Raw genomic sequence first — 20,769 nt, forward strand, 5'->3', positions numbered from 1 at the left:
CCTGATATATTAGGAGATAAATGATGACTTGATTGATTCATTCAGAATAGATAGCCTTTCAATCTGGTCTATTAAGAATCGGGTATGTAGTACTTCCGGAGCAAGGCTATCCGGCTCAATATTAGTTTCAGGAACTGAGGTTTGAATATTCTTTTCAGCAGTCAATATTTTAATTTCTTTAGTATAATTTAATTCTTCAATAAGCTTGTCTGCGTGTGGAGATACTAAATCAAGATCGTAAACCTTTTGTTCAAATTGAGTCATATAAACGCCTATTGATGAAGTAGTTATCATGAACGAATAATTGTTCATGATTATATTGTAGCTATTCTTTTCTAGTTTCTGCTTTTCTTTAGGATCAGTCATTAACCGATTATAAGATGAAATCAGATTTGCCATCTTTACATATGAATCCTTTCTGTATGAACGATACGTGGTTTTATCGATTTTTCCTGTTTTAATAGCTTCAAGTACATATAATGCAAGTTGCTTATTTGAGGACCAGGCTTCATTGATAAACACAGGGATGCTCTTTTGCTCCCAGAATGGGAAAATCGTTCGTATTGCAATGTAGCACAGAATACCTCCGAATATTGTATCAATAACTCTGAATAATATTATTTGTGTATTTAACCTTACTAATACACCAAAGAGAAGTAAAACAAATAAAGTAAAGAACAATGTGGCTTTTACGTAATCTTTAGGTAGAAAACTAAAGGCAAAAAAGAATGCTATTGCCATTAGAAATATTCCCAGTAAAGGAGAAATATTTAGGTAAGCTAACGGTAAAACAATTAAGGCTCCTGCAATTGTTCCATAAATACGTTGACTAAAGCGGTTTTTGGTAATACTATACCCTGGTTTCATAATTACAAGAATGGTAAGTAACACCCAGTTTGGATTTTGAAAATGAAGAAACCCAGCTAATATATATCCGGTAACAGAAGTGATTGCCATTCTGATTGCAAACCTGAAATAACTTGAATCTAGCGTCAGGTTTGATATAAATGCATCTTTTGTAAGTTTCCTCGCTGGTATGAAGTTATGCTTACGTGAGGCATCAAAATCCATTTTAACAAGGTTATCCCTGCCAGAGGTGAGAAAAATTAACCGTTCTATCTTATTTATTTGGTGTTTAAGATAAATGTTGAACCTGTTTATTATTCTAAAATCTTTTACCTCTTCTTTTGATGGATTTTTATTTTGTTTTAGTTCAGACACTATCTTGTCGAGATAATTCAATTTTTCAAAAACATCAGGTGTTGATACAACTTTGCCTTTTTTCTGACTGACATATTGAGATAGTTCACGAAGAATCCCGGGTAACTGTGCAATAGTATCTTCAATTGAAACCGTGCCAGGATATTTTTTCTTAATTTCCTGGTAGGTTTGAGGGTTGAAATGAGTTACTAATGCTAACTCAAACATTTCAATCAACTCAATAAAGATAAATAAGTATAGTTCGTTTTTTCTTTTTGAACCCAGAAGATCCATCCTCTCCTTTAATATCAAGTCTCTTATTTCATCATATTTTGGATTTAGAGCTGTCTGGAATTGTGCCAGATTATATAATACTTCTTCCTCTTTAAAGCTATCTGTTGTTAAATATTTAAGTCTCAGGTCAAAATAGTCAGCAGTCAGATTCAATAAATCAGAGATCTTTCTATTTATAAGCACTGGTTTATACAGATAGAAAACAATCATTGAATAAGCTACATATAACAGTTCACCGGTTAGCACACCAGATAAGTGTCCTCTCAATGCATCAACTTCAATTCTTGCTGAAAAACTTAAACCTAACATAATAGACAGGTAACCAGAGAAGGCTAACATAGCCATATTGAAATCAAAGGCCGCTATGTATGCAAGAAGAAAAATAACTATAGCCAGGAATATATTTAATAGAACTGTAGAATCTGCTAATAATATAACTGATGAATGTAGAATCAGAGTTAAAATAAAGGCAGTTAAATATATTTTCAGCTTACTGACAAAATTTGTATTTAAATCAACAGCTGAAATAAATGAACCTCCCAGTAGAACTTGAATTGCTAACTGATTTTCTTTAAAGTAAAATAGCAATAAAACTGGCGTAAAAACGCCTATCACAACCCTCAGTGCACTTACCGTTGATTCTGCTCTAAAAAAATCCTTTATTTCCTTTTTTGAAACGCTAAATGTCATCAGTGTTAAATTAGCCATAAAAATACATAGAACTAATTAATACAAAAAAAGCAGGTAAAAGATTACCTGCTTTTTTGTTTACTAAATTATCAGGGCTATTTGGTTTCTACTTTGTCTTCCAACATAGGATAATCTATATACCCTTCAGGACCAGGTGTGTAGAATGTGTTTTGATCGTAATCATTTAATGGGGCATCTAATTCAAATCTTTTTACCAAATCCGGATTTGAAATAAATAACTTTCCATACGCAACTAAATCCGCATTCTCTTTTTCAATTACTTCATTACCTTTTTCCTGATCAAAATTAGCATTAATCATCAAAGTGCCGTTGTAGATCTTGCGGTACCTTTCAGCTATTTTAGGTTCGGCAAAAGGAACTTCACTTACATCATTAAAAGGTTCGGAAAGATGTAAATAGGCAAGATCATAATCATTTAATTTATTTACTATATAGTCAAAGGTTGGAATGGTATCTTCATTTAAAGTCATACCAAAAATCCCATGCAAAGAAGGATTCAGCCTTACACCAATGTTTAGGTCTGGTACAGCCTTCTTAATTTCATCCAAAATTTCAAACAGGATCTTTGACCTGTTTTCAATAGTACCACCGTATTCGTCAGACCTTTTATTAGATGTAGATGCGAAAAACTGATGTAACAAGTACCCATTTGACGCATGGATTTCGATGCCATCAAAACCTGCTTCTTTAGCATTAACTGCAGCATTTTTGAAATCTTCAATTGTTGATTTTATATCTTCAATTGTCATTTCTTTTGGTGTTACAGTTTCTTTAAACCCTTCCGGAGTAAATGATTTCTCATTTGGATTAATAGCAGATGGAGCAAGTGGAAGTTCTCCATTATGAAAATCAGGGTGCGAGATTCTACCAACATGCCATAACTGTACATAGATAGTTCCTCCTTCCTTGTGAACCGACTCGGTAACTTTCTTCCATCCTTCTACCTGATTTTGAGTGTAAATGCCCGGGACATTAATATATCCAATTGCTTTTGGTGATATTGGAGCTCCTTCAGTAATTATAAGCCCGGCAGTTGCTCTTTGCCTATAATATTCAACCATCAGGTCATTTGGAATATTCCCTTCATTGTTGGCCCTTGATCGCGTCATTGGAGCCATTACTACTCTGTTTTTTAAGTTAATATTGGATTTATATGGTTTTAAAAGAGGTTTAACATTATGCATAGAAATAAAAGTTTTGTTTTTATGTTGAAACGTTATTTGTGTAAACAAGTTACGTTAAATATTTACTAGTTTTATTTTAATTATTTTTATATATGAACATAAAATATTTGCATATTTCCCTGTAACCCTTACATGTTGAAATAGGTTTAATATACAAAGCACCATGAAATGAACTTACAAGACCTGATAACAAGCACAGAAAAAATCTCACCAATATATTCTCAGTTATCATTTGAACCATTACTGAAGATTTGGAAAGAGGCGATAGAATCAGAACCTAATTCAGGAAGGAGTCATATTTTGCAAAAAATGTATGACAGAATATCCTCAAATCCAGAGCTGAGGGGAGATAATTTGTCTAAGGATGTGGTTTTGAAATTTGAAGATGATTTTGAAGTCATTTTAGGGTCTTTATTTCCATTAAGTACAGAGGCACCAGATAAGTTATACACTGTCTGTTTACCTTTTGATATTGATCCATTATATTCTTCAAAAGCTTTTAGTGAACACTTTCTTGATGATGAAGGTAAAATGACTCTGCCTGGCGAGCTTGATCTTCAAAGACTTACTATAACACGTATATCGCAAGCTTATAGAATTATTCTTAGCAGGTATTTTAATAAGGAAATTAAAAATTCAGCCCCTGTAGTATTTAAGTTTATTGATAACAATGGACTTCTTAAGTATTTTCAATTTGATGTTGACTCCAGGTTTATGGATGTCGAACTTAAAGAAGATACTTGTCCTCAAATTGATACAGATATAGTTTGTGGTCAGGTGCCATCTGTGAATGACATAGAAAACTGGATGAAAAAGCTGCCTCTTGATAAGTTTGTCTTTAAAGGATTTGCAGTGATCACCTTAAGAGATCTGACCATGACTCAGGGAATATCAGATCTTAGAAATGAGCTTATGCTTCATCAGGATTTTTCTGACCCTGAATTTCTTGCGCAAATTCAATTGACTGTAAAAAGCATTCTTCAATGTCCGAAAATTAATGTTGGTATAGCAGCATTTCAAAATTTTGAAGGCAGACAAATGCTTTCAGAAAGAAGGTTGGCAAATAGCTTTTTGATTAGTAAACTTTGTGATGGTCACTGTGCTGAAGAGTATCAGGAAGTAATAAATTTACTAGATCATGTCAAGACGCCTAAGTTCATTAAAAATATTCAGCAATTCACCGAATCTTACCCTGTATTAAGAAAACTTAATAAGACTGATATTAATTCGGTTATTCTTTATCCTCTGTTTTATGATGAATCACCTGTTGGAGTATTAGAAATATCATCAGAGAATGAAGATGTTTTAAACGAAACAATGATTCATCTGTTAGATCAGGTAACTCCGGTAATTGCGTTAGCCTTGCATCGAAGCGCGGAAGTACTTGTAAATAATGTTAGAAACATAATTAAAACAAATTACACTGCAATTCAGCCAGTTGTTGAATGGAAGTTTAACGAAGCCGCAGTTGATATTTTACTTGAAAGAGAAAATGGTAATAACCCACAAATTCCGGATATAAGCTTTAAGAATGTTTACCCATTATATGCAGCTTTAGATATAAGACAATCGTCAACTGAAAGAAACAAATCAATTCATATTGATCTTAAAGAACAGTTAAATCTTGCTGGCAAATTGGTACAGGAAGCTGCTGAGCTAATTGATTTACCGATACTGGATAAATATTTGTCACAAATAAATAAAATGCGCTCAGGTATTAAACATATTTTGATTCCTGAAGATGAAAGATCAATTAGTTCTTTTCTTGTAGATGAATTGAATCCTTTATTCAAGCATCTTGGTAATTCTTATAGTTCTTTAAAAGAATTAATAAAGAGTTACTTTGATAATTTAAGTTCAAAATCAGGAATGATACATTCCAGAAAGAAAGCCTTTGATGATAGTTTGCAGATCATTAATGACACTGTATCAGATTATTTAGAGAAAGAACAGAAAGAAGTACAGAAAATATTCCCTCATTATTTTGAAAAATACCGCACTGATGGTATTGAATATAATATTTATATTGGTCAGTCACTAGTTAAAGAAAGACAGTTTAACGAGGTGTATTTGAAGAATTTGCGGTTTTGGCAGCTTAGAACATTAATTGAGCTTGCTAAAATCACAAATGATCTCAAAAAGGAAATGCCATATAAATTGGATACTACTCAATTAATTTTAGTTCATAATGAGCCCTTATCTATTAAATTCAGGATTGATGAAAGAAAATTTGATGTAGAAGGATCGTACAACATTAGATATGAGATCATGAAAAAAAGGATCGACAAGGCTTTAATAAAAGGTACAGGTGAGCGTCTGACACAACCTGATAAAGTCGCTATAGTTTATAGTCGTCCTGAAGATATGGATGAGTACATCGAATATATTTCGTATTTCCAGGAGAAAGGGTCAATTGATGATGATGTTGAAAATTTGGAAATAGATACATTGCAAGGAGTCCAAGGATTAAAAGCATTAAGGATCTCTTTGAAATCTAAATCTGAAATTGAAAGAAAAAGTTCGAAAAGAGAAGAAAAAGAGGAAGGAAAGAGTATAATTTATAGAGAGGGCATATAAGCCCTCTTTTATTTTAGTAAACTACTATACATCCGTTTTGGATAGAAACAATATCGCCGCTTTTTACTTTTACTTCTCCACATGGAGTTTTAATAATACATTCGGTTTCCATTCCTTGAACAGTCACAGAGCCTGTTCCTCTACCTGAAAATTTTACTTTTGTATCACTACCACCAATATTTACTTTCATATTATAAGCTTGAGTATCCTTATTAGTATATCTTATTATAACTGAAGCAGAAATAGTGTGAAAAGAAACAAAAAGTGCAGCAAAAAATACAATTAACTTACTTTTCATCTGGTAAAATGTTGATTATGTTTGGTTGAACATCTTGTGCAAGGTTAATTATAATTTTTATAATTTCAAATCAGAATTGAAATTTGGTTGTGACATATGGCAATAATTCTTCTTCAGAATATCCAAGTGTTACTGTTAATACTACTAATTTCAATGGTGATATGTAGATTCCTCCCCCATATCCTCTATGCCATTTGTCACTATCCTCATTTTCGTACCATACTCTTCCGATATCGTGGAAAAGGACCATTCCTATTGATGCCGGGAATAAATAGGTATTAAAACTAAATAGTCTTGTACGTATTTCCGTGTTGTTATAAAATGATCCATCTCCAGAAAATCTAAATCTCCTATATCCTCTAAGGTTATCAGTACCTCCAAGTGTTTGTGCCTGGAAAAAAGCATAATCTCCAAAGGTATATCCACCTCCAAACCTTGTAGCCCATGTAATTCGCCCCGGTAACTTGAAAGTCCAGTAAAAGGATAAATCTGCTGAAACAAAGCCAAAGTCATCAGAATAATCAGTGATTCCCTTCAATGCACCAAGTGAAGCCAGAAATCGTATACCTCTTTTGGGCATTACCGGATGGTCTAAATCATTATAGACTACTTGACCTGACAGACCGATATAATTTCGTGCATTAAAAACAAAATCATCATTAAATTCATCAGGAGGTAAATTATCTATAAAATTATCTACATTATCATCATCATCTAGTTTAAAATACTGATAAGCTAGTCCACCTTTTAGATGAAATTTATTCGCCAATCGGCCACTTAGCATAATACCAATATTTGCCTGATTAACTCTGGCTCTATAATATGATATATCATTATCGCTTTCATCAATTCCTTCTGTTTCATTTCCAAAGCCAAAAAAGTTTCTAACATAATTTGGTGCCTGAAAATTGGCAATAATGTTGAGATCGACATTGTTAAAAACATCAATGAAATCACCCGAATACCTTATATTAAAGGCATTTGTTCTGAAAGCATAATTAGCAGACAAGCGTTGTCTTAATGCATATGGTGATTTTCTGAATTTATGCTTGATGTAATCGAGGCCACCTCCTATAAATATTCCGTCATCTACATTATATTCTACAGAAACTAATGGAAGCAGAATGTCATATTTAAAGGTTTTTCTATCGTAATTATACACTAATGGATCTTTCTCTTTTTTGACTTTCCACCCCTTACCCTTATCGTAATAGCCTAATGAGTCATAGTAATTTTTATAAACAATGATTTTTGGTTGTTTGACAGGAGTTTCATTTCTCAATGTATCCTGTCCAGCTCCTTTAAAAACCCTTATTTTGATTTTTGATTTCAAATCTCCTTCAAACTCAATAACGTCTTCCCCTCCCCTTGTGTATAATCGTAATTCCTTTGTTACTTCCGGATCAAATTTTCTTTCATAGATAACTTTCTTTCTGTCCCTGTCATTAGTAATTTTCTTTATTTCTACCCTTACCTCGCCGTCATCCTGAATTTTAACCTCTACTTTTTCATGTTTATCAGAGGTGTAGATATCAACCGCTTTTGAAATGAATTCATAATATTCTACGGCATTTTCCACTAATGCATCTCTTCTTGCTTTTAACTTTGTTTCAACTTCTTCTACCATTGAATTGGGGATATTCTTGGGGAATTCTTCCATTGCAGATTTAATAACATCATCAGTTAATTCTGATTGAACTTCTTCCGCAATTTTTAACCAATCCTTTTTATCTAATTCATTTAGAAATGTCCTGTCAAAATATCGTCCGTTGAACATGAAAGTATTTACATCGTCAACTTCACTATCAAATCCTTGAAATTTTGGCATTAACCATTTTCTTGATGCCATTTTTGGAATAAATCCTTCATTTACAAAGTAGGCCTGATCGCGATCTCTTGGAATAGCAATATATCGATTCCCCTTGCCATCATCGATTTGAGCCCACCTCCATTGATCATCATGGCGGTCCCAATCTGCAATTACTAGATCCAAAAGTCTCGCCTTTAGTAGCAACTTCTGATCGACATAATTGTCATTATCTTCCTTTAAATTTTCAAGAACCTTGTCTGTACTATCATAATCTTCAGGATTAGCATTTGGTGGTTTAGGTTCTCTTCTTTCAAATAAGTAAATATTGTTGGCAAATTCTTTTTGATATATACCTAGTGCAGGGTCATCTGGTAACCATACTAGTTCTGGTTCTGCATGAGGAATCCCGATAGCTTCAGCCATTGGAGGTATAGTAATTGCTGCATATGGATTACTTGCTGATATTTGATCTTGAACAATATCTTTAGCTACTGTTTCTTTTAATAACTCGGGAATAGCAGATTCTGGGAATTTATTTACTGATCTAAGAACATATTGAATACCTGATGAATCTTCAAGGCGTAAACTCTTAGTTTGCTGTCCACCACCTCTTTTTATGATTTTTAATCCTCCTTTTTCTTGAGTTATATCGAATACCCTAAATTCATTTTTTACCGACCAGATATCACGGTAATTCTCACCAAACATCTTTTTTTTGAATTTAGGTGCTTCATATTGTTGTGATATTAGTGTGTCTATTGATTCTGGAAAATCAGGTCTTGAGCCGAAATCTTTTCCTTTCTGAAAAGCACTAAGATCATGGTCAAAAAGCTTATTTGAATATAATGAATCACCATTACTATCGAAAAAATTAAGAATAACCTGATTATTTTTTATATCTAAGACGGCATACCCATTTTCTTCTGCTGAAAAAAGAGATGGTTTTTTTCTTCTTTTAACATGAGAAGTTTTCGCTCCTGAGCCACTGACAACATAATGACTATTGTCTGTCTGGATATACTGAAGTGAATGCTCATGGCCAGCAACATGGACTGTAAATGGATGCCTCTTTAGAAGTTCGTGTAAATTTTTACTTAATTCTTTATAAACGGGATGTGGACTATCCTGTATATTACCAAACCATGTTCTGTATAGTGGATAGATTGATCCTATACCTGGCAATGGAATATATAAATTGTTGTTTAAAGCAGTTAATGGGAAAATATGATCTTTGACGGTATAAGCCCCATTGTGTTCACCATATGTAAAAACCGGGTGGTGAGTTGCAATGATTTTGATTTTTTCTTTGTGTTGGATAAGCAGGTCATTTACTGCTAAGATTACCTCTTCTCCAGTTTTATTTTCACAATCGCTATCGGTTCCAAGTCTTGTGTCTTGTGATTGCAACCACCATTGACTGTCAATATAGATTATTATGACTTTATCATTTATAACTCTAAACTCTGGCCCCGGGCAGCCATTATTGGGATAAAAGTAAAGGTTATCCTTATTCTGAGCATTTACATAATTCTGCTGATTGATTATCTGTGATAAACCATATCTTTTCCCTTTAGCCCAATCATGATTTCCAGGAATAAATGACACCTGGGAATTCGGGAGCTCAGTTGTTTGTATTTGTCTATCTAATATTTCTCTATACTCATTGTAATTTTTGTCATCGGGTGAAGGGAGTCCCAATGGGTAAATATTATCTCCAAGGAAAATAATTTCTTTTTGAATATCATTGTTATATTTAGATAGAACATGATCTACTACCGGGTGCTTATCATCAGTTTCAAATTTACCGGCATCACCAATGAGAATTATTTTCAATTCCTGCCCATGAAGATCGATAAATAATGTAGAAAATGTTAATACAAATAGAAATGGAAAGCTTAATCTTTCAAAGAATTGTACCACTATTCTTTTCATCGGTTGTTATAGATCAAATTTGTCTAATATTTCAATGAATTTAGCTATATCATTCTCCGAATTATAGACATTTGGAGAAATTCTGATTAAAGTTTTTCTTACCGATACTGAAATTTTCTTTTCTTTCAATTTCTGAGCAATAGTATTTGCGTCTAGTCTACTGTCTGAAGGCAGGTTAATTCCTAAAAGATGATTTTCAAGTTCTTCAACTTTATTAAATAGGTATCCCTTTGTTTTAAAGTGATTAATTATTGGGCTTGTAAGTGAGGAACAATAATCATTTACTGCTTCGACAGTCCATGAGTTTAGCTGTAATAAAGCATCTTTTAACATCGGTAATAAAATAAAATTACTGAATTCACCTACATTGTATCTTGATGCTCCGGGATTGTATTCATCTGTATAATTTGTTAATGAGGTAAAGTCGGTTGAATTAATTCTATTCATCCATGAAAATTCTATTGGGTCACCATTATTTAATTCAGGAGAAATATATAGTAATCCAATATTGTATGGTCCAAACATCCATTTATATGATGCAGTAACCAAAGCATATATATTGCATTCCATAACATCAATTGGTACAGCCCCTACCGATTGAGTTCCATCAACGATTAGTTTTATATTATGTTTTTGACAAATTTCGCCTATTTTCTTTAAATCAAAGCGTGTTCCATCAACCCAATGAGTCGTAGGTATTGCAATAATAGAAGTTCTTTCATTTATTGAATTTATTATCGTGTCAGTCCAGCTTTGTTCAGTATTCAAATCTGGTTTGTCAACAATCACCATTTTTACATCCCACTTCTTACACCATTCATTTACAGTGTAATAGCTACTTGGAAAATCATCTTTTACTATTATGATTTCCTGTCCGGTTTGGCCTTTTATATTATTAAAAACAGACGCAAGGCCATAAGAAGTTGAAGGAATTATAGCAATTTGATCTGAAGAGCAATTTATAAGATTTGAATACAGATTTTTAATATCTTTTTCTGTTTGAAAGAAATCATCAGTTGAGATTCTTGTAGGTACACCTTTTTGCCTAATGCCTTTAATTCCAACTTCTTGAGTGGAATTCAACAATGGTGACATATATGCGCAATTCAGATAAACTTCATCGTGATCTAACGAAAATAAATGCTTTTGACAATTCATTAAGGGATTTTTAAGAGTATATGACAGGTAAAAATTTACACAAAGAATATCAATAAACCAATGTTATGGTTTAACTAAAATTGGTTGCTAGTATAATATTCTAGTGATATTATTAAATCTATTATGGTGTCGAATATTAATATAGCTTCAGTCTAATATAAAAAATTATAACTTGCTTCTGTCTACTCTAATTGTGTTTCCATCAGGATCAACTAATGTTAAGGAAGATAGTTGATTTGAAAATGAATCTTCTTTCGCATCAATAATCTTTATTCCTGACTTATTGAATTCATCTCTTAACTTTGAAATGTCATTTGAATTGAATTTTAATATATTATTGTCAAATAGTCCTTGAAATAGTCCGATTTCGAGATTTTCATTTCTTAATATTCTCCATTTTGTAATGTTGTTATCCGGGAATCCATTGTTTGTATGTCCTCCGTCAACTACCTCAAAACCAAGTTGTTCATAAAAGCGTATGCTTTCCATTATGTCTTTTACTTTTAGGCTCAAAAGGAATTGTCCTAATCTCATATCACCCCCCATTTTTATGTGATAAATTAAACGTAACCGGCTCTATTATAATTATTTCAATCTAAAATTGAATTTTACTTATAATTTAACGAATAAAAATATAATTTGTTATTAATGGAATAAATATTTATGATAAATATTTACTTAGGGTTAAATGGGAATTCTATGATATCAGGACTACCTCCAGCTGCTTCATTTGAAATAAACATATCTCCTTTATTGTTGAATGCAATCCCTTCAGGCTGGGCAAAAACTTTGGGGTCAAGATTATGAAATGATTTAAACTCTCCAGATTTATCATAAACCATTATCCACTTGCTACTATGCGAAATTATATAAATATCTTTAGTAATGGGGTGTTGAGTTGCATCAGAAGGTTTAATTCTTATCTTACTAGAAACAAAATCAGGACGTTTAACAGACCATTTATCAGTTTTAGATATCTCTTGAGTAAATAGGTTAAATGAAAAAGATGAAGATTCTGAATTTTTGTCTCCTTTACAGTTCTTACAAATGATATATAGATTGTCTGAATCCTCGGTTAATAGTAGTGTTTCAAAATCATTTTGTCCTTTAAAGGGGAAGTTTATCTTTTTTGATTTTGAATTTTCCTTAAAGGCATTTTGAATCACATAAATATCACCATCACTTTTCAAGCAATAATAAGTATCATTATATTGTGTAACTGCCTCAATATCAGCACTCCCCTCAAATTTAGATTTATCCAGTATCTTTTTTTGACTAATATCTACTTTATAAAGAGTTCCTTTTTCGTCTTGAATGCAAATAAAAACATGTTGTTTAAGCCATAAAATACCAGATACTTCGTTGAGTTCAGAAGGCAAGAAATACTTTTTAGACTTTTCATAAGAATATCCTTGTGGTAGAGAATATTCTTTATATTCCTGAAAAGAACATGTAACAGAAAGCATGATTGCCCCTAAAATGAAAATAATTTGATTATATTTCATAATATATTGAAAGATCTATTAAATATACAGAATTAATAATATATGTCTGTGAATGTAGATATACTATCCAGAGCAGAAGATCATGTTCGAGAATTGATCAGTGCTAACCAGAATAACAACCTGATATACCATAATCTTGATCACACTATTAGTGTTGTTAACGCGTGTGAACAATTGGCTGATTTCTATAAATTAAATATTACAGATTATAATATTCTTATCTGTGCTGCCTGGTTTCATGATGTAGGCTATTTTTTGGGAAATCATGAAGCCCACGAAGAAAATAGTGTTAAAGAAGCGAAATTATTCTTGGAGCAAGAAGGTGTTAATGAGGATTTTATTAAAAAAGTGGAAGGTTGTATTATGGCAACCAAAATGCCTCAATCTCCCACAGGACTATTACAAGAAATCCTTTGTGATGCAGATTTATTTCATTTAGGAACTGACGACTTCTATTCAAAAAGTAACCGTCTGAAAGAAGAGTTTGAAGTTATATGCGATAAGGATATACCAGATGTTGATTGGAATAGAAATACAATAGCCTTTCTTAAATCTCATGAGTTTCATACAGATTATGGAAAGAAATTTTTAACTCCTCTAAAGAGAGAGAATCTTGATCGGCTTCAGAAAACATTCGGAACTGTAGAAAATGATCTTGAAGATAAATTTGATAATATATCATCCTCTTTTTCTAAAGAAGAGGAATCAATAGAAAAGCCTAAGAAAAAGAAGAAGTCTAATAAGCCTGAAAAAGGTATTGAAACGATGTTTAGAATCACGGCCAGGAATCATATTGAGCTAAGTGCTATAGCTGATAATAAGGCTAACATTATGATTTCTGTCAACTCGATCATTGTTTCAATTCTGGTTACAGTTTTATTTAGAAAATTAGAGGAATTTCCATCACTTGTTATTCCATCAATTATGTTACTAAGTACCTGTCTTGTAACTATGGTTTTTGCCATTTTGGCTACACGTCCAAATGTAACTTCAGGTGTTTTTACAGAGGAAGATATCCGTATGAAAAGATCAAATTTATTGTTCTTTGGAAATTTCTATAAAATGAACCTTGAAGATTATGAGAAGGGGCTTAATGAGTTAATGAAAGATAGAGACTTTCTTTATGGTAGTCTTACTAGAGATATTTTCTTTTTAGGGAAAGTATTAGGCAGAAAATATAAACTTTTAAGGTATGCATATACTGTATTTATGTTTGGGTTTATATTTTCTGCCATTGCTTTTGGTGTTGCCATGTTATTTCATGGTGAATAGGCCAAAAGCGATTTATTATCTTGAATAAAATGAAATACCAGCTTGTATTCCCACATAATTTTGTGCGTCAAAGGTGTCATTCTTAAAATTCGCATAGTAAGAAACACCAAAATTTAAGCCAAAACCCGGGTAAACCCAGTATACAAATCCAAGCTCAGGGTTTAATGAAAATTGCCATGTATCATCCTTAAATGCAAATACTCCAATATCGGTTTCTCTATCTATATAAGATGTACCGATACCCAAATTTATATATGGCCTGAAGTCATCTTCAAGAAATTGCTTTCCTATGGTAAAATAAATTGGGACAACATGCTCATATCTATATTGACGCCCGGAAATGGTGGTATTTCCATCTGTAGCGGTTTTATATCCACTATCCTCATAAAAGGCATTATAACCAACTTTTACGCCTAACATTAGCATTTCATTTACTTCAGATCTAAAGGAGAATGTAAGACCTCTAAATGATGCATCTTCAATATAATCAGCCAGATCACCAGTAGGTAAACCCATAGAATAATTAAGTGAAGAGTACTTAGATTGAGCAAATCCTATTGAGGAAGTCAATAGAAATATGATAATCAATGTATATAATTTGGTATGTTTCATCTCTTATTTGTTTAAATATGGTGATTGTTCAAAACCCTGATCAATAGATGTATTAATTCTCTGAATAACTGAAGAATTACTTCCCTGCAAGAGTCCATTTACGACCAGATTCCATCTCACTGGTACCAAATCAGCAACTTGTTGACTATTTTCAGTCATTTGAATAAGGATAGTTCCTGTAGTATATCCTGTGGTTATCGGAGGATATGGATACCACCATCCGCCGCCACCACAATACCATGGATCCCACCAGCACCAATAGCCCCAGTCATAATAATAATAAAGGGTAGTTAGTGTAGTATATGAAGGAAGAACTATTACGTCTGGGTTATTTTCTTCATCTACTCTTGTCCATCCATAATTACTAAAGTTTTCCTCAATTTGAGCAAGTATTGGTTCTGCAAACTCAGGATCAAGAAATTCAGGGGTATTACCATTATTTGACTCACCATCAATTTCAATAATTTCATCAGGTAATGCGTAGGTAGAAACATTATCAAAATTAAAATTTTCATCAAAATTGGTAATCACAACATCAAGGTCGGACACATATTCGGCACCACCTGGTTGGCAGCTATTTATCAAGCCAATTAACATAAAAAGGCCTGCTGCTCTCGTAAATTGTTTTATCAAATTTCTAACCATTACTTAATTTATTTTATGATTGATAGATTAATTTTTAGTTACCTCCTTCCACCACGACTTCTTGTGGCAGGTTGTCTCTGAGGCATATTTCTTTGGGCATTATTTACCCTCGTATTTCCCCTTGAACGTTGGTATTGCATTTTATTTAAATTGTTAGTGTTTGACGACGGTCTTGTCCAGCTGTTATCAGATCTTTGCTGCCAGCCAGATTCTCTAGTGTTTCTATAAACATTCCCATTTCGATCAGAATACACATTATTCGATGATTCCCTTGTTGAAGGACGTGTGTTTGTACTAGGTCTCTGCCCTACTCTATCATTTGTTGTTGGTCGAGTATTTGGGTCTCTGTTGTTAGAAGGCCTGGTAACATTTCCTCTATCGGGGTTTCGATCATAATCAGGTCTGTTATTTGGTGCAACCGGTCTGGAAGGTGGTCTGTAAGGTCTGTTTGGGCGATTGTTTGAAGAAATCCCCGGTCGCTGATTATAAATGTTATTATGGTTTCCGTAGAAATTATTGTTTATAATAATGTTATTATTGCCGTATATTCCTCCCGGAGGCCTATGCCAATAATGTGGTCTATAAGCAGGAGGACCCCACCAACCACCGTGATGATGATAATAAGAACCATGTCCTCCCCATGAAAAACTAAACCATCCTACACTAAACCCAAAGCTCATATTCCATCCTGACCACGGATTATAATGCATGCCAAATCCCCAGGTAACAGGTCTTGGGTAATAAACAGAACCGTACCATGGACGATAATGATACCCTGTACCATAAACAATTGTGGGGCCATAACGGTAGCACCCAAGATAACCTGGTGTATATCCCATATAAACATATGAAGGGGTAACATCATACACATGAACATATTTTACATTGTATGCAGGGTTATCTGGAGGAATATTTTTGACATCCTCAGGTCTGTCTGTAGCTACTGCCCATGGACCTTCCGGATCATTACTAAAAAACCACACACCATTTTCTACGGCATAATATCCTTTATTATCCCTAATTACAGTGGCAGAGGTATTAACAGCCAGACTTAAACTAGTTCCTTTAATTTGTTCGAATTTAGGTTTGCCGTCATATTCTACGGTACAAGTGGCTTCTTTTCTATTTACTTTTGCAGTTTGTGGAATTTGAGCATCCAGAAGAGCTTCTTCAGCAGCAACTGTACCTGCCACATTTGCCAGTACATTATCTTTATCAGAACCTTCAGGTATTGCTTTAAAATCTTCAGGTAAAGATTCACTATCTACAAACTTCCACTGACCAGTTATTTGATCTGCCCTGTACCATCTACCTGAAAGTACAACATAGTACTTTTGGTCTTTAATATTCATAAAGACATCTTCATTAGAATTGTCCATGTAAAGTAGATTTGTTCCTTGTATGGATGAAAAAGATGCAGGTCCGTCAGAACTTATTAGTTCAGCAGGTTTTGTTTTAACTATAATTTCCGGAGTTGAATTAAATACCTTTTCACTTTCGTTTTGTTCACCAGCGTTTTCCTGACTCTTAATTTCTTTATCAATCTGAGCAAGTTTTCCTGATAACTTAGGAATCTCTTTCCAACCTGACATCAGATCATTTGAAGTAAACCAGTATTTTTCACCATAGAGATAAAATTTACCATCTTCTTTATCTTTAAAGATTAGGAATGGAGTATTTACAATGACGTCTACTTTTGCATCCTTTTCTTCTCGATAAATAGGATCTCCGTCTATTGTAACTAAAATAGCTTCATAATCCACGTAAATTATTTCAGGAGGTGAATTGTTATAATCAGGCTTAATATTTTCCTTGTCTTTATCAATAGTTGCTATAATTTCATCAATATAGATCTCAAGTCCCCATGATGGTGCGCTTTCTTCAATTAATGATTTTAGTTTTGCTGAATTATCATCGCTTAATTTATCTGGGAAACGGATGTCTGTTATTTCCACACTTTCTAATGTTGCAATTCTTGAATCCCTGTCTATTGACATTGTTGAGGTAGACCATACTGCTCCGAAAATGGGTTCGTCATTTTCATTTTTTTTGATGCTTACTGCCGCTCTGGTTTTTAATTTGTTACCATTCAATTCCTCCGGATGAGGTTGATATACCGTAACCATTCCAGATTTAGTTTTTATTGTTTGAGGCCAATTGTTTTGAGCATTATGGCTTATATAAATAAACAATAACAATATTGTTAATAAGGATTTCATTTTGGTTATGTGTTTAATTATGGTGTCTTTTCTGCTTACGGTTATGAGTATGCTAAAGTAGTTTTATACCCAAACCAAATAGTGCTGAGTTAAGTTTAAGCGAATTATTATCTTGCTCAGTCAGGTCTGTTAAAGTATGCTGATATCTTAGCATTATGCTTAAAATTGATATATCTAATCCTGCTCCGGCATGTATATTCCAGCTATTAGATTTTATCTTTCCCTTTTCATAACTATCTCCGTTTACATAAATCGAGCTATCAATAAACTTAGAATACCCCGGACCAGCGAAAATATGGAATCTTCCCAGATCGAATTTTGTAATATTATACCCTGCCAGGAGATTAAAATCAATGGACTTAAGTCCTAATTTATAGTCATTAAGTTGGTTATTGATATTACTTGATACTGAGGTTGACTTCGCGCCATATAATGCTTCTAATTGCAAATACCATGCCTCATTGAATAAATATCTCCCAAAAATTCCGGCATTAATTCCACTACCGGAAGTTTGTTCATCATACTCTAAATCAGTGGATATAAAGGTTGAGCTCATCAGTATTTCAGGGCCGATTTCCCATTCCTGAGCTTTTACATTAAAAACAATAAGACATATAACTATTAAAAAGATAAGTCTGCTCATGAAAAGTAATTTTTAAGTGGCATCAAATAGTTATAATAATTTAATTAAAAATTTTAATTATAGTTATTCAAATGCATTAATTGTGATTTATTCTGTACGAAATAACAAACCTCATATTTCCTATATCCATATTAATAGAACTATTCTTGTTATTGGAAAGAAACCTTGTTCGTTGATTGAAAAGTGAACATCCAATATTCCAATTGCCCAACATTATACCTGCAAAAAGTCTTATATTAAAATCAGGTTTGAAATAAAACTCTGTAAAAGTATTTCCATTTGTAAAATCAGTTTTAGTATAGCCTAATGCAAGCGCTGTAGAAACACCACCATCTAGAATAAAATGTTTGAGAATTACCAATTTAAATCCAACGCCAATAGAAGGTGCTATTTTGGTGAAAAACACTTTGTCATATGAAAAAGAAGGGTCAGTACCTAATCTAACAGGAACTAATGAAGAGTCTCCCATGATTGATCCAACAATAATTTCTGAACCTAATAAAATGGAATATCCGCTGTATTGATTTATGTAGTGACTCATTGTAGGAGGTCGAATGTCAAAATGATTGTTATTCATTACTTTCATGATCTCAGCTCCTACCACATTAACTCTAATGTCAGGCCTCAGATAATAAGGTTCGTTTTTCTCAAGTTTTGTTGCAAACCCTCTGTAAAACTCCCCAAATCCATCAATAATAAATTTATTGGAGAAAGTAGTATGAAATTGTAAATCAAGATATTGAGTATTTCCTTTTGTTTTTCTATTAGGATTTAGAAAATCAAACCCATATGCAAGGTTCAGGGTAGCCCATTTATAAGTTGCTCCCACCCCCATATTAAGCGTTGTACTTGGTCTGTATTTGAATGTTTGATGATCATCGGATTTAAATTGTAGGGTAGTATACTTCTTTGAAAAATAAAATCTTCCAATAAGTCTTTTTTCATGACTCAATTGTTTTAGCGAATCTTTTTCCTGAGCAATTGATGACACGCTCAATAAATTGAACATGAAAAAAGATAGTAATACCGATATTTTGAGTTTGATTTTCATCGATTCATAAAACCATATATAAATTATAATAATTATATTGAATATTCATATATAGTTATTTGATGAAAAGTGAAATCACATATATTGAATATGGATTCTTAAATAAGTTAATGATACTTACCATCGTAGTATTGGGAACTTTCATCTCATTTGGGATACTCAATATTCACGATCATAATGTATTACTTGTCTTACCAATATTTGTTTTAAACATTGCGGGTTTGGTGTTTTTGAAAAAAGGCGATTTAGTTGAAATTAAAAATAAATATGTTGGAGGATATTTAGGACTGTTGTTTTTTGTTGTCATTGGCATGATCCTTATTAATGGAAAAGCGTTTTCTCCTTATCTACCCTGGATAATTGTTCCTGCATTTTTATCTTTTTTATTAGGAGGAAGAAAAATATCTGTCACATTTCTGGTTTTAACAATTGGGTTTATTCTTGTGTTAATGATTTATTCCAGAAATGAAATAATACAAGGTAATTACTCAGTAGTTATGACTGAATGGCACATTGTCAGTGTATTTGCTCTTTTAATAACTACTATTTTACCAATGTATTGGTTTTTTAGTAAACTGGTTAACCAAAAGGATACTATATTCTCCCAATACACCCTGCTTCAGGAGAAATCAAAACAGATAGAATTCCAGAACCTGGTTATCGATGAGCAATTAAATAAAATCAATATTCAAAATGTAAACCTACACGATAAACATATTGATCTCGAGGCGGCAAAAGAGATGTTAAATTTTCAAATCAAAAAAATGAGTGAAACAAAAGCCCGAGTTGAACGATATACTCGAACTTTACTTAACATCTCAAAAAATGAAGCCGTACATAATGGCAATGTTCAAAAACTTTGGTCCATAATTGCCAAGACAATTCGAAGAAATTTAAATGTTGACAGAGTTAGTTTTTGGATATATTCTATATCAGAGAAGAAATTAACATCACTTTATCTCTATGAAGGTGATGATACAGAGAGCTTTGAACAAGTTGAGATTTATGAAAAGGACTTTCCCGAATATTTTAATGCCTTAAAGGAAAAGGAGATAATTACTGTTGATGATGTGATGAATGATGAAATAACTATTTCAATGGTTGAACCATATATGATGGTAAATGGCGTAAAATCAATGCTTGATGCCCCATTTATTGTAAATGATAATTTAGGTGGAGTTATTTGCTGTGAACATAAATCACATCATATTTGGGAACCTGAAGAGCAGTTTTTTATAAATGCCGTATCTGATCTGATGAGCGTAGCCTACAAAGCAAAACAAAGAAATGAATATCAAAAGGAACTTCTGAAAAAGCAGTCTGAAATTGAGAAATTAAATAGTCAGCTTGAAGAAAAAGTCAGACAAAGAACTATTGAATTAGAAGAACTTAATGAACAACTGATGGATTACGCTTTTCTTAATTCTCATGTAATCAGAGGCCCTGTTTGCCGGGTTGTAGGTTTAAACAATATTTTGAGTTTAAGTGAGGATGATACTGAAAAGAGGTTTTTAATTGCTCAAATTATTGATACGGTTAAAGAAATTGATGACGTTACTCACCAGGCATCAACTATTTTATCAAATGGCTCAGTTTCAGAATTTCTGGATCAAAAAAGAAAGCCACAGTATTAATACCGTGGCTTAAAATATGTTGAG

The 20,769-nt window shown here is 32.8% G+C and carries 15 protein-coding genes; 3 read left to right on the top strand and 12 right to left on the bottom strand.

Annotation, left to right across the window (positions count from 1 at the left end; all coding sequences use genetic code 11):
- Positions 1-9: 9 nt before the first annotated feature.
- Complete coding sequence (locus HH304_RS07430) at positions 10-2,202, bottom strand: FUSC family protein (protein ID WP_169679707.1); 2,193 nt, start codon at positions 2,200-2,202, stop codon at positions 10-12.
- 77 nt (positions 2,203-2,279) lie between these two features.
- On the bottom strand, positions 2,280-3,389 hold the full coding sequence (locus tag HH304_RS07435; RefSeq protein WP_169679710.1) for an alkene reductase: 1,110 nt from the start codon (positions 3,387-3,389) through the stop codon (positions 2,280-2,282).
- A 168-nt stretch (positions 3,390-3,557) separates the two neighbouring features.
- On the opposite strand from HH304_RS07435, the gene HH304_RS07440 reads away from it, so the two are divergent.
- Entirely contained in the window at positions 3,558-5,966 is a 2,409-nt protein-coding gene (locus tag HH304_RS07440; protein ID WP_169679713.1) for a GAF domain-containing protein, read from the top strand.
- A 13-nt stretch (positions 5,967-5,979) separates the two neighbouring features.
- Here the strand turns inward: HH304_RS07440 and HH304_RS07445 are convergent, their stop codons facing one another.
- The 5 genes from HH304_RS07445 to HH304_RS07465 all read right to left on the bottom strand — a co-directional run bounded on the left by HH304_RS07445 (position 5,980) and on the right by HH304_RS07465 (position 12,669).
- The gene (locus tag HH304_RS07445) at positions 5,980-6,264 is read right to left on the bottom strand and encodes a hypothetical protein (protein ID WP_169679716.1); all 285 of its coding nucleotides are present in this window, start codon (positions 6,262-6,264) and stop codon (positions 5,980-5,982) included.
- A 70-nt stretch (positions 6,265-6,334) separates the two neighbouring features.
- A complete protein-coding gene (locus HH304_RS07450; RefSeq protein WP_169679719.1) occupies positions 6,335-10,006 on the bottom strand; it encodes a BamA/TamA family outer membrane protein in 3,672 nt (1,223 codons plus the stop codon).
- A 6-nt stretch (positions 10,007-10,012) separates the two neighbouring features.
- Positions 10,013-11,164, bottom strand: coding sequence for an aminotransferase class V-fold PLP-dependent enzyme (locus HH304_RS07455; protein WP_169679722.1), 1,152 nt, complete (start codon positions 11,162-11,164; stop codon positions 10,013-10,015).
- Positions 11,165-11,329: 165 nt separating this feature from the next.
- A complete protein-coding gene (locus HH304_RS07460) occupies positions 11,330-11,698 on the bottom strand; it encodes a VOC family protein (protein WP_169679725.1) in 369 nt (122 codons plus the stop codon).
- Between the two features lie 140 nt (positions 11,699-11,838).
- A complete protein-coding gene (locus HH304_RS07465) occupies positions 11,839-12,669 on the bottom strand; it encodes an SdiA-regulated domain-containing protein (RefSeq protein ID WP_169679728.1) in 831 nt (276 codons plus the stop codon).
- A gap of 42 nt (positions 12,670-12,711) precedes the next feature.
- Between HH304_RS07465 and HH304_RS07470 the strand changes: the two genes are divergently transcribed.
- The gene (locus tag HH304_RS07470) at positions 12,712-13,941 is read left to right on the top strand and encodes a Pycsar system effector family protein (RefSeq protein WP_169679731.1); all 1,230 of its coding nucleotides are present in this window, start codon (positions 12,712-12,714) and stop codon (positions 13,939-13,941) included.
- Between the two features lie 15 nt (positions 13,942-13,956).
- On the opposite strand, the gene HH304_RS07475 is transcribed toward HH304_RS07470, so the two are convergent.
- The 5 genes from HH304_RS07475 to HH304_RS07495 form a co-directional block, all read right to left on the bottom strand.
- Positions 13,957-14,553, bottom strand: coding sequence for an outer membrane beta-barrel protein (locus tag HH304_RS07475; RefSeq protein ID WP_169679734.1), 597 nt, complete (start codon positions 14,551-14,553; stop codon positions 13,957-13,959).
- 3 nt (positions 14,554-14,556) lie between these two features.
- Positions 14,557-15,198 (bottom strand): DUF4136 domain-containing protein, encoded by a 642-nt coding sequence (locus HH304_RS07480; protein ID WP_169679736.1) that lies wholly within the window; start codon positions 15,196-15,198, stop codon positions 14,557-14,559.
- A gap of 38 nt (positions 15,199-15,236) precedes the next feature.
- On the bottom strand, positions 15,237-17,417 hold the full coding sequence (locus HH304_RS07485; protein WP_169679739.1) for a hypothetical protein: 2,181 nt from the start codon (positions 17,415-17,417) through the stop codon (positions 15,237-15,239).
- 52 nt (positions 17,418-17,469) lie between these two features.
- Positions 17,470-18,060 carry a porin family protein gene (locus HH304_RS07490; RefSeq protein WP_169679742.1) on the bottom strand — a complete coding sequence of 197 codons (591 nt, stop codon included), beginning with the start codon at positions 18,058-18,060 and terminating at the stop codon, positions 17,470-17,472.
- A gap of 76 nt (positions 18,061-18,136) precedes the next feature.
- Complete coding sequence (locus HH304_RS07495) at positions 18,137-19,069, bottom strand: DUF4421 family protein (protein WP_169679746.1); 933 nt, start codon at positions 19,067-19,069, stop codon at positions 18,137-18,139.
- 104 nt (positions 19,070-19,173) lie between these two features.
- Between HH304_RS07495 and HH304_RS07500 the strand changes: the two genes are divergently transcribed.
- Complete coding sequence (locus tag HH304_RS07500) at positions 19,174-20,745, top strand: GAF domain-containing protein (RefSeq protein WP_169679749.1); 1,572 nt, start codon at positions 19,174-19,176, stop codon at positions 20,743-20,745.
- Positions 20,746-20,769: the final 24 nt, after the last annotated feature.

The organism is Marinigracilibium pacificum, from assembly GCF_012926615.1.
GTDB lineage: Bacteria > Bacteroidota > Bacteroidia > Cytophagales > Cyclobacteriaceae > Mangrovivirga > Mangrovivirga pacifica.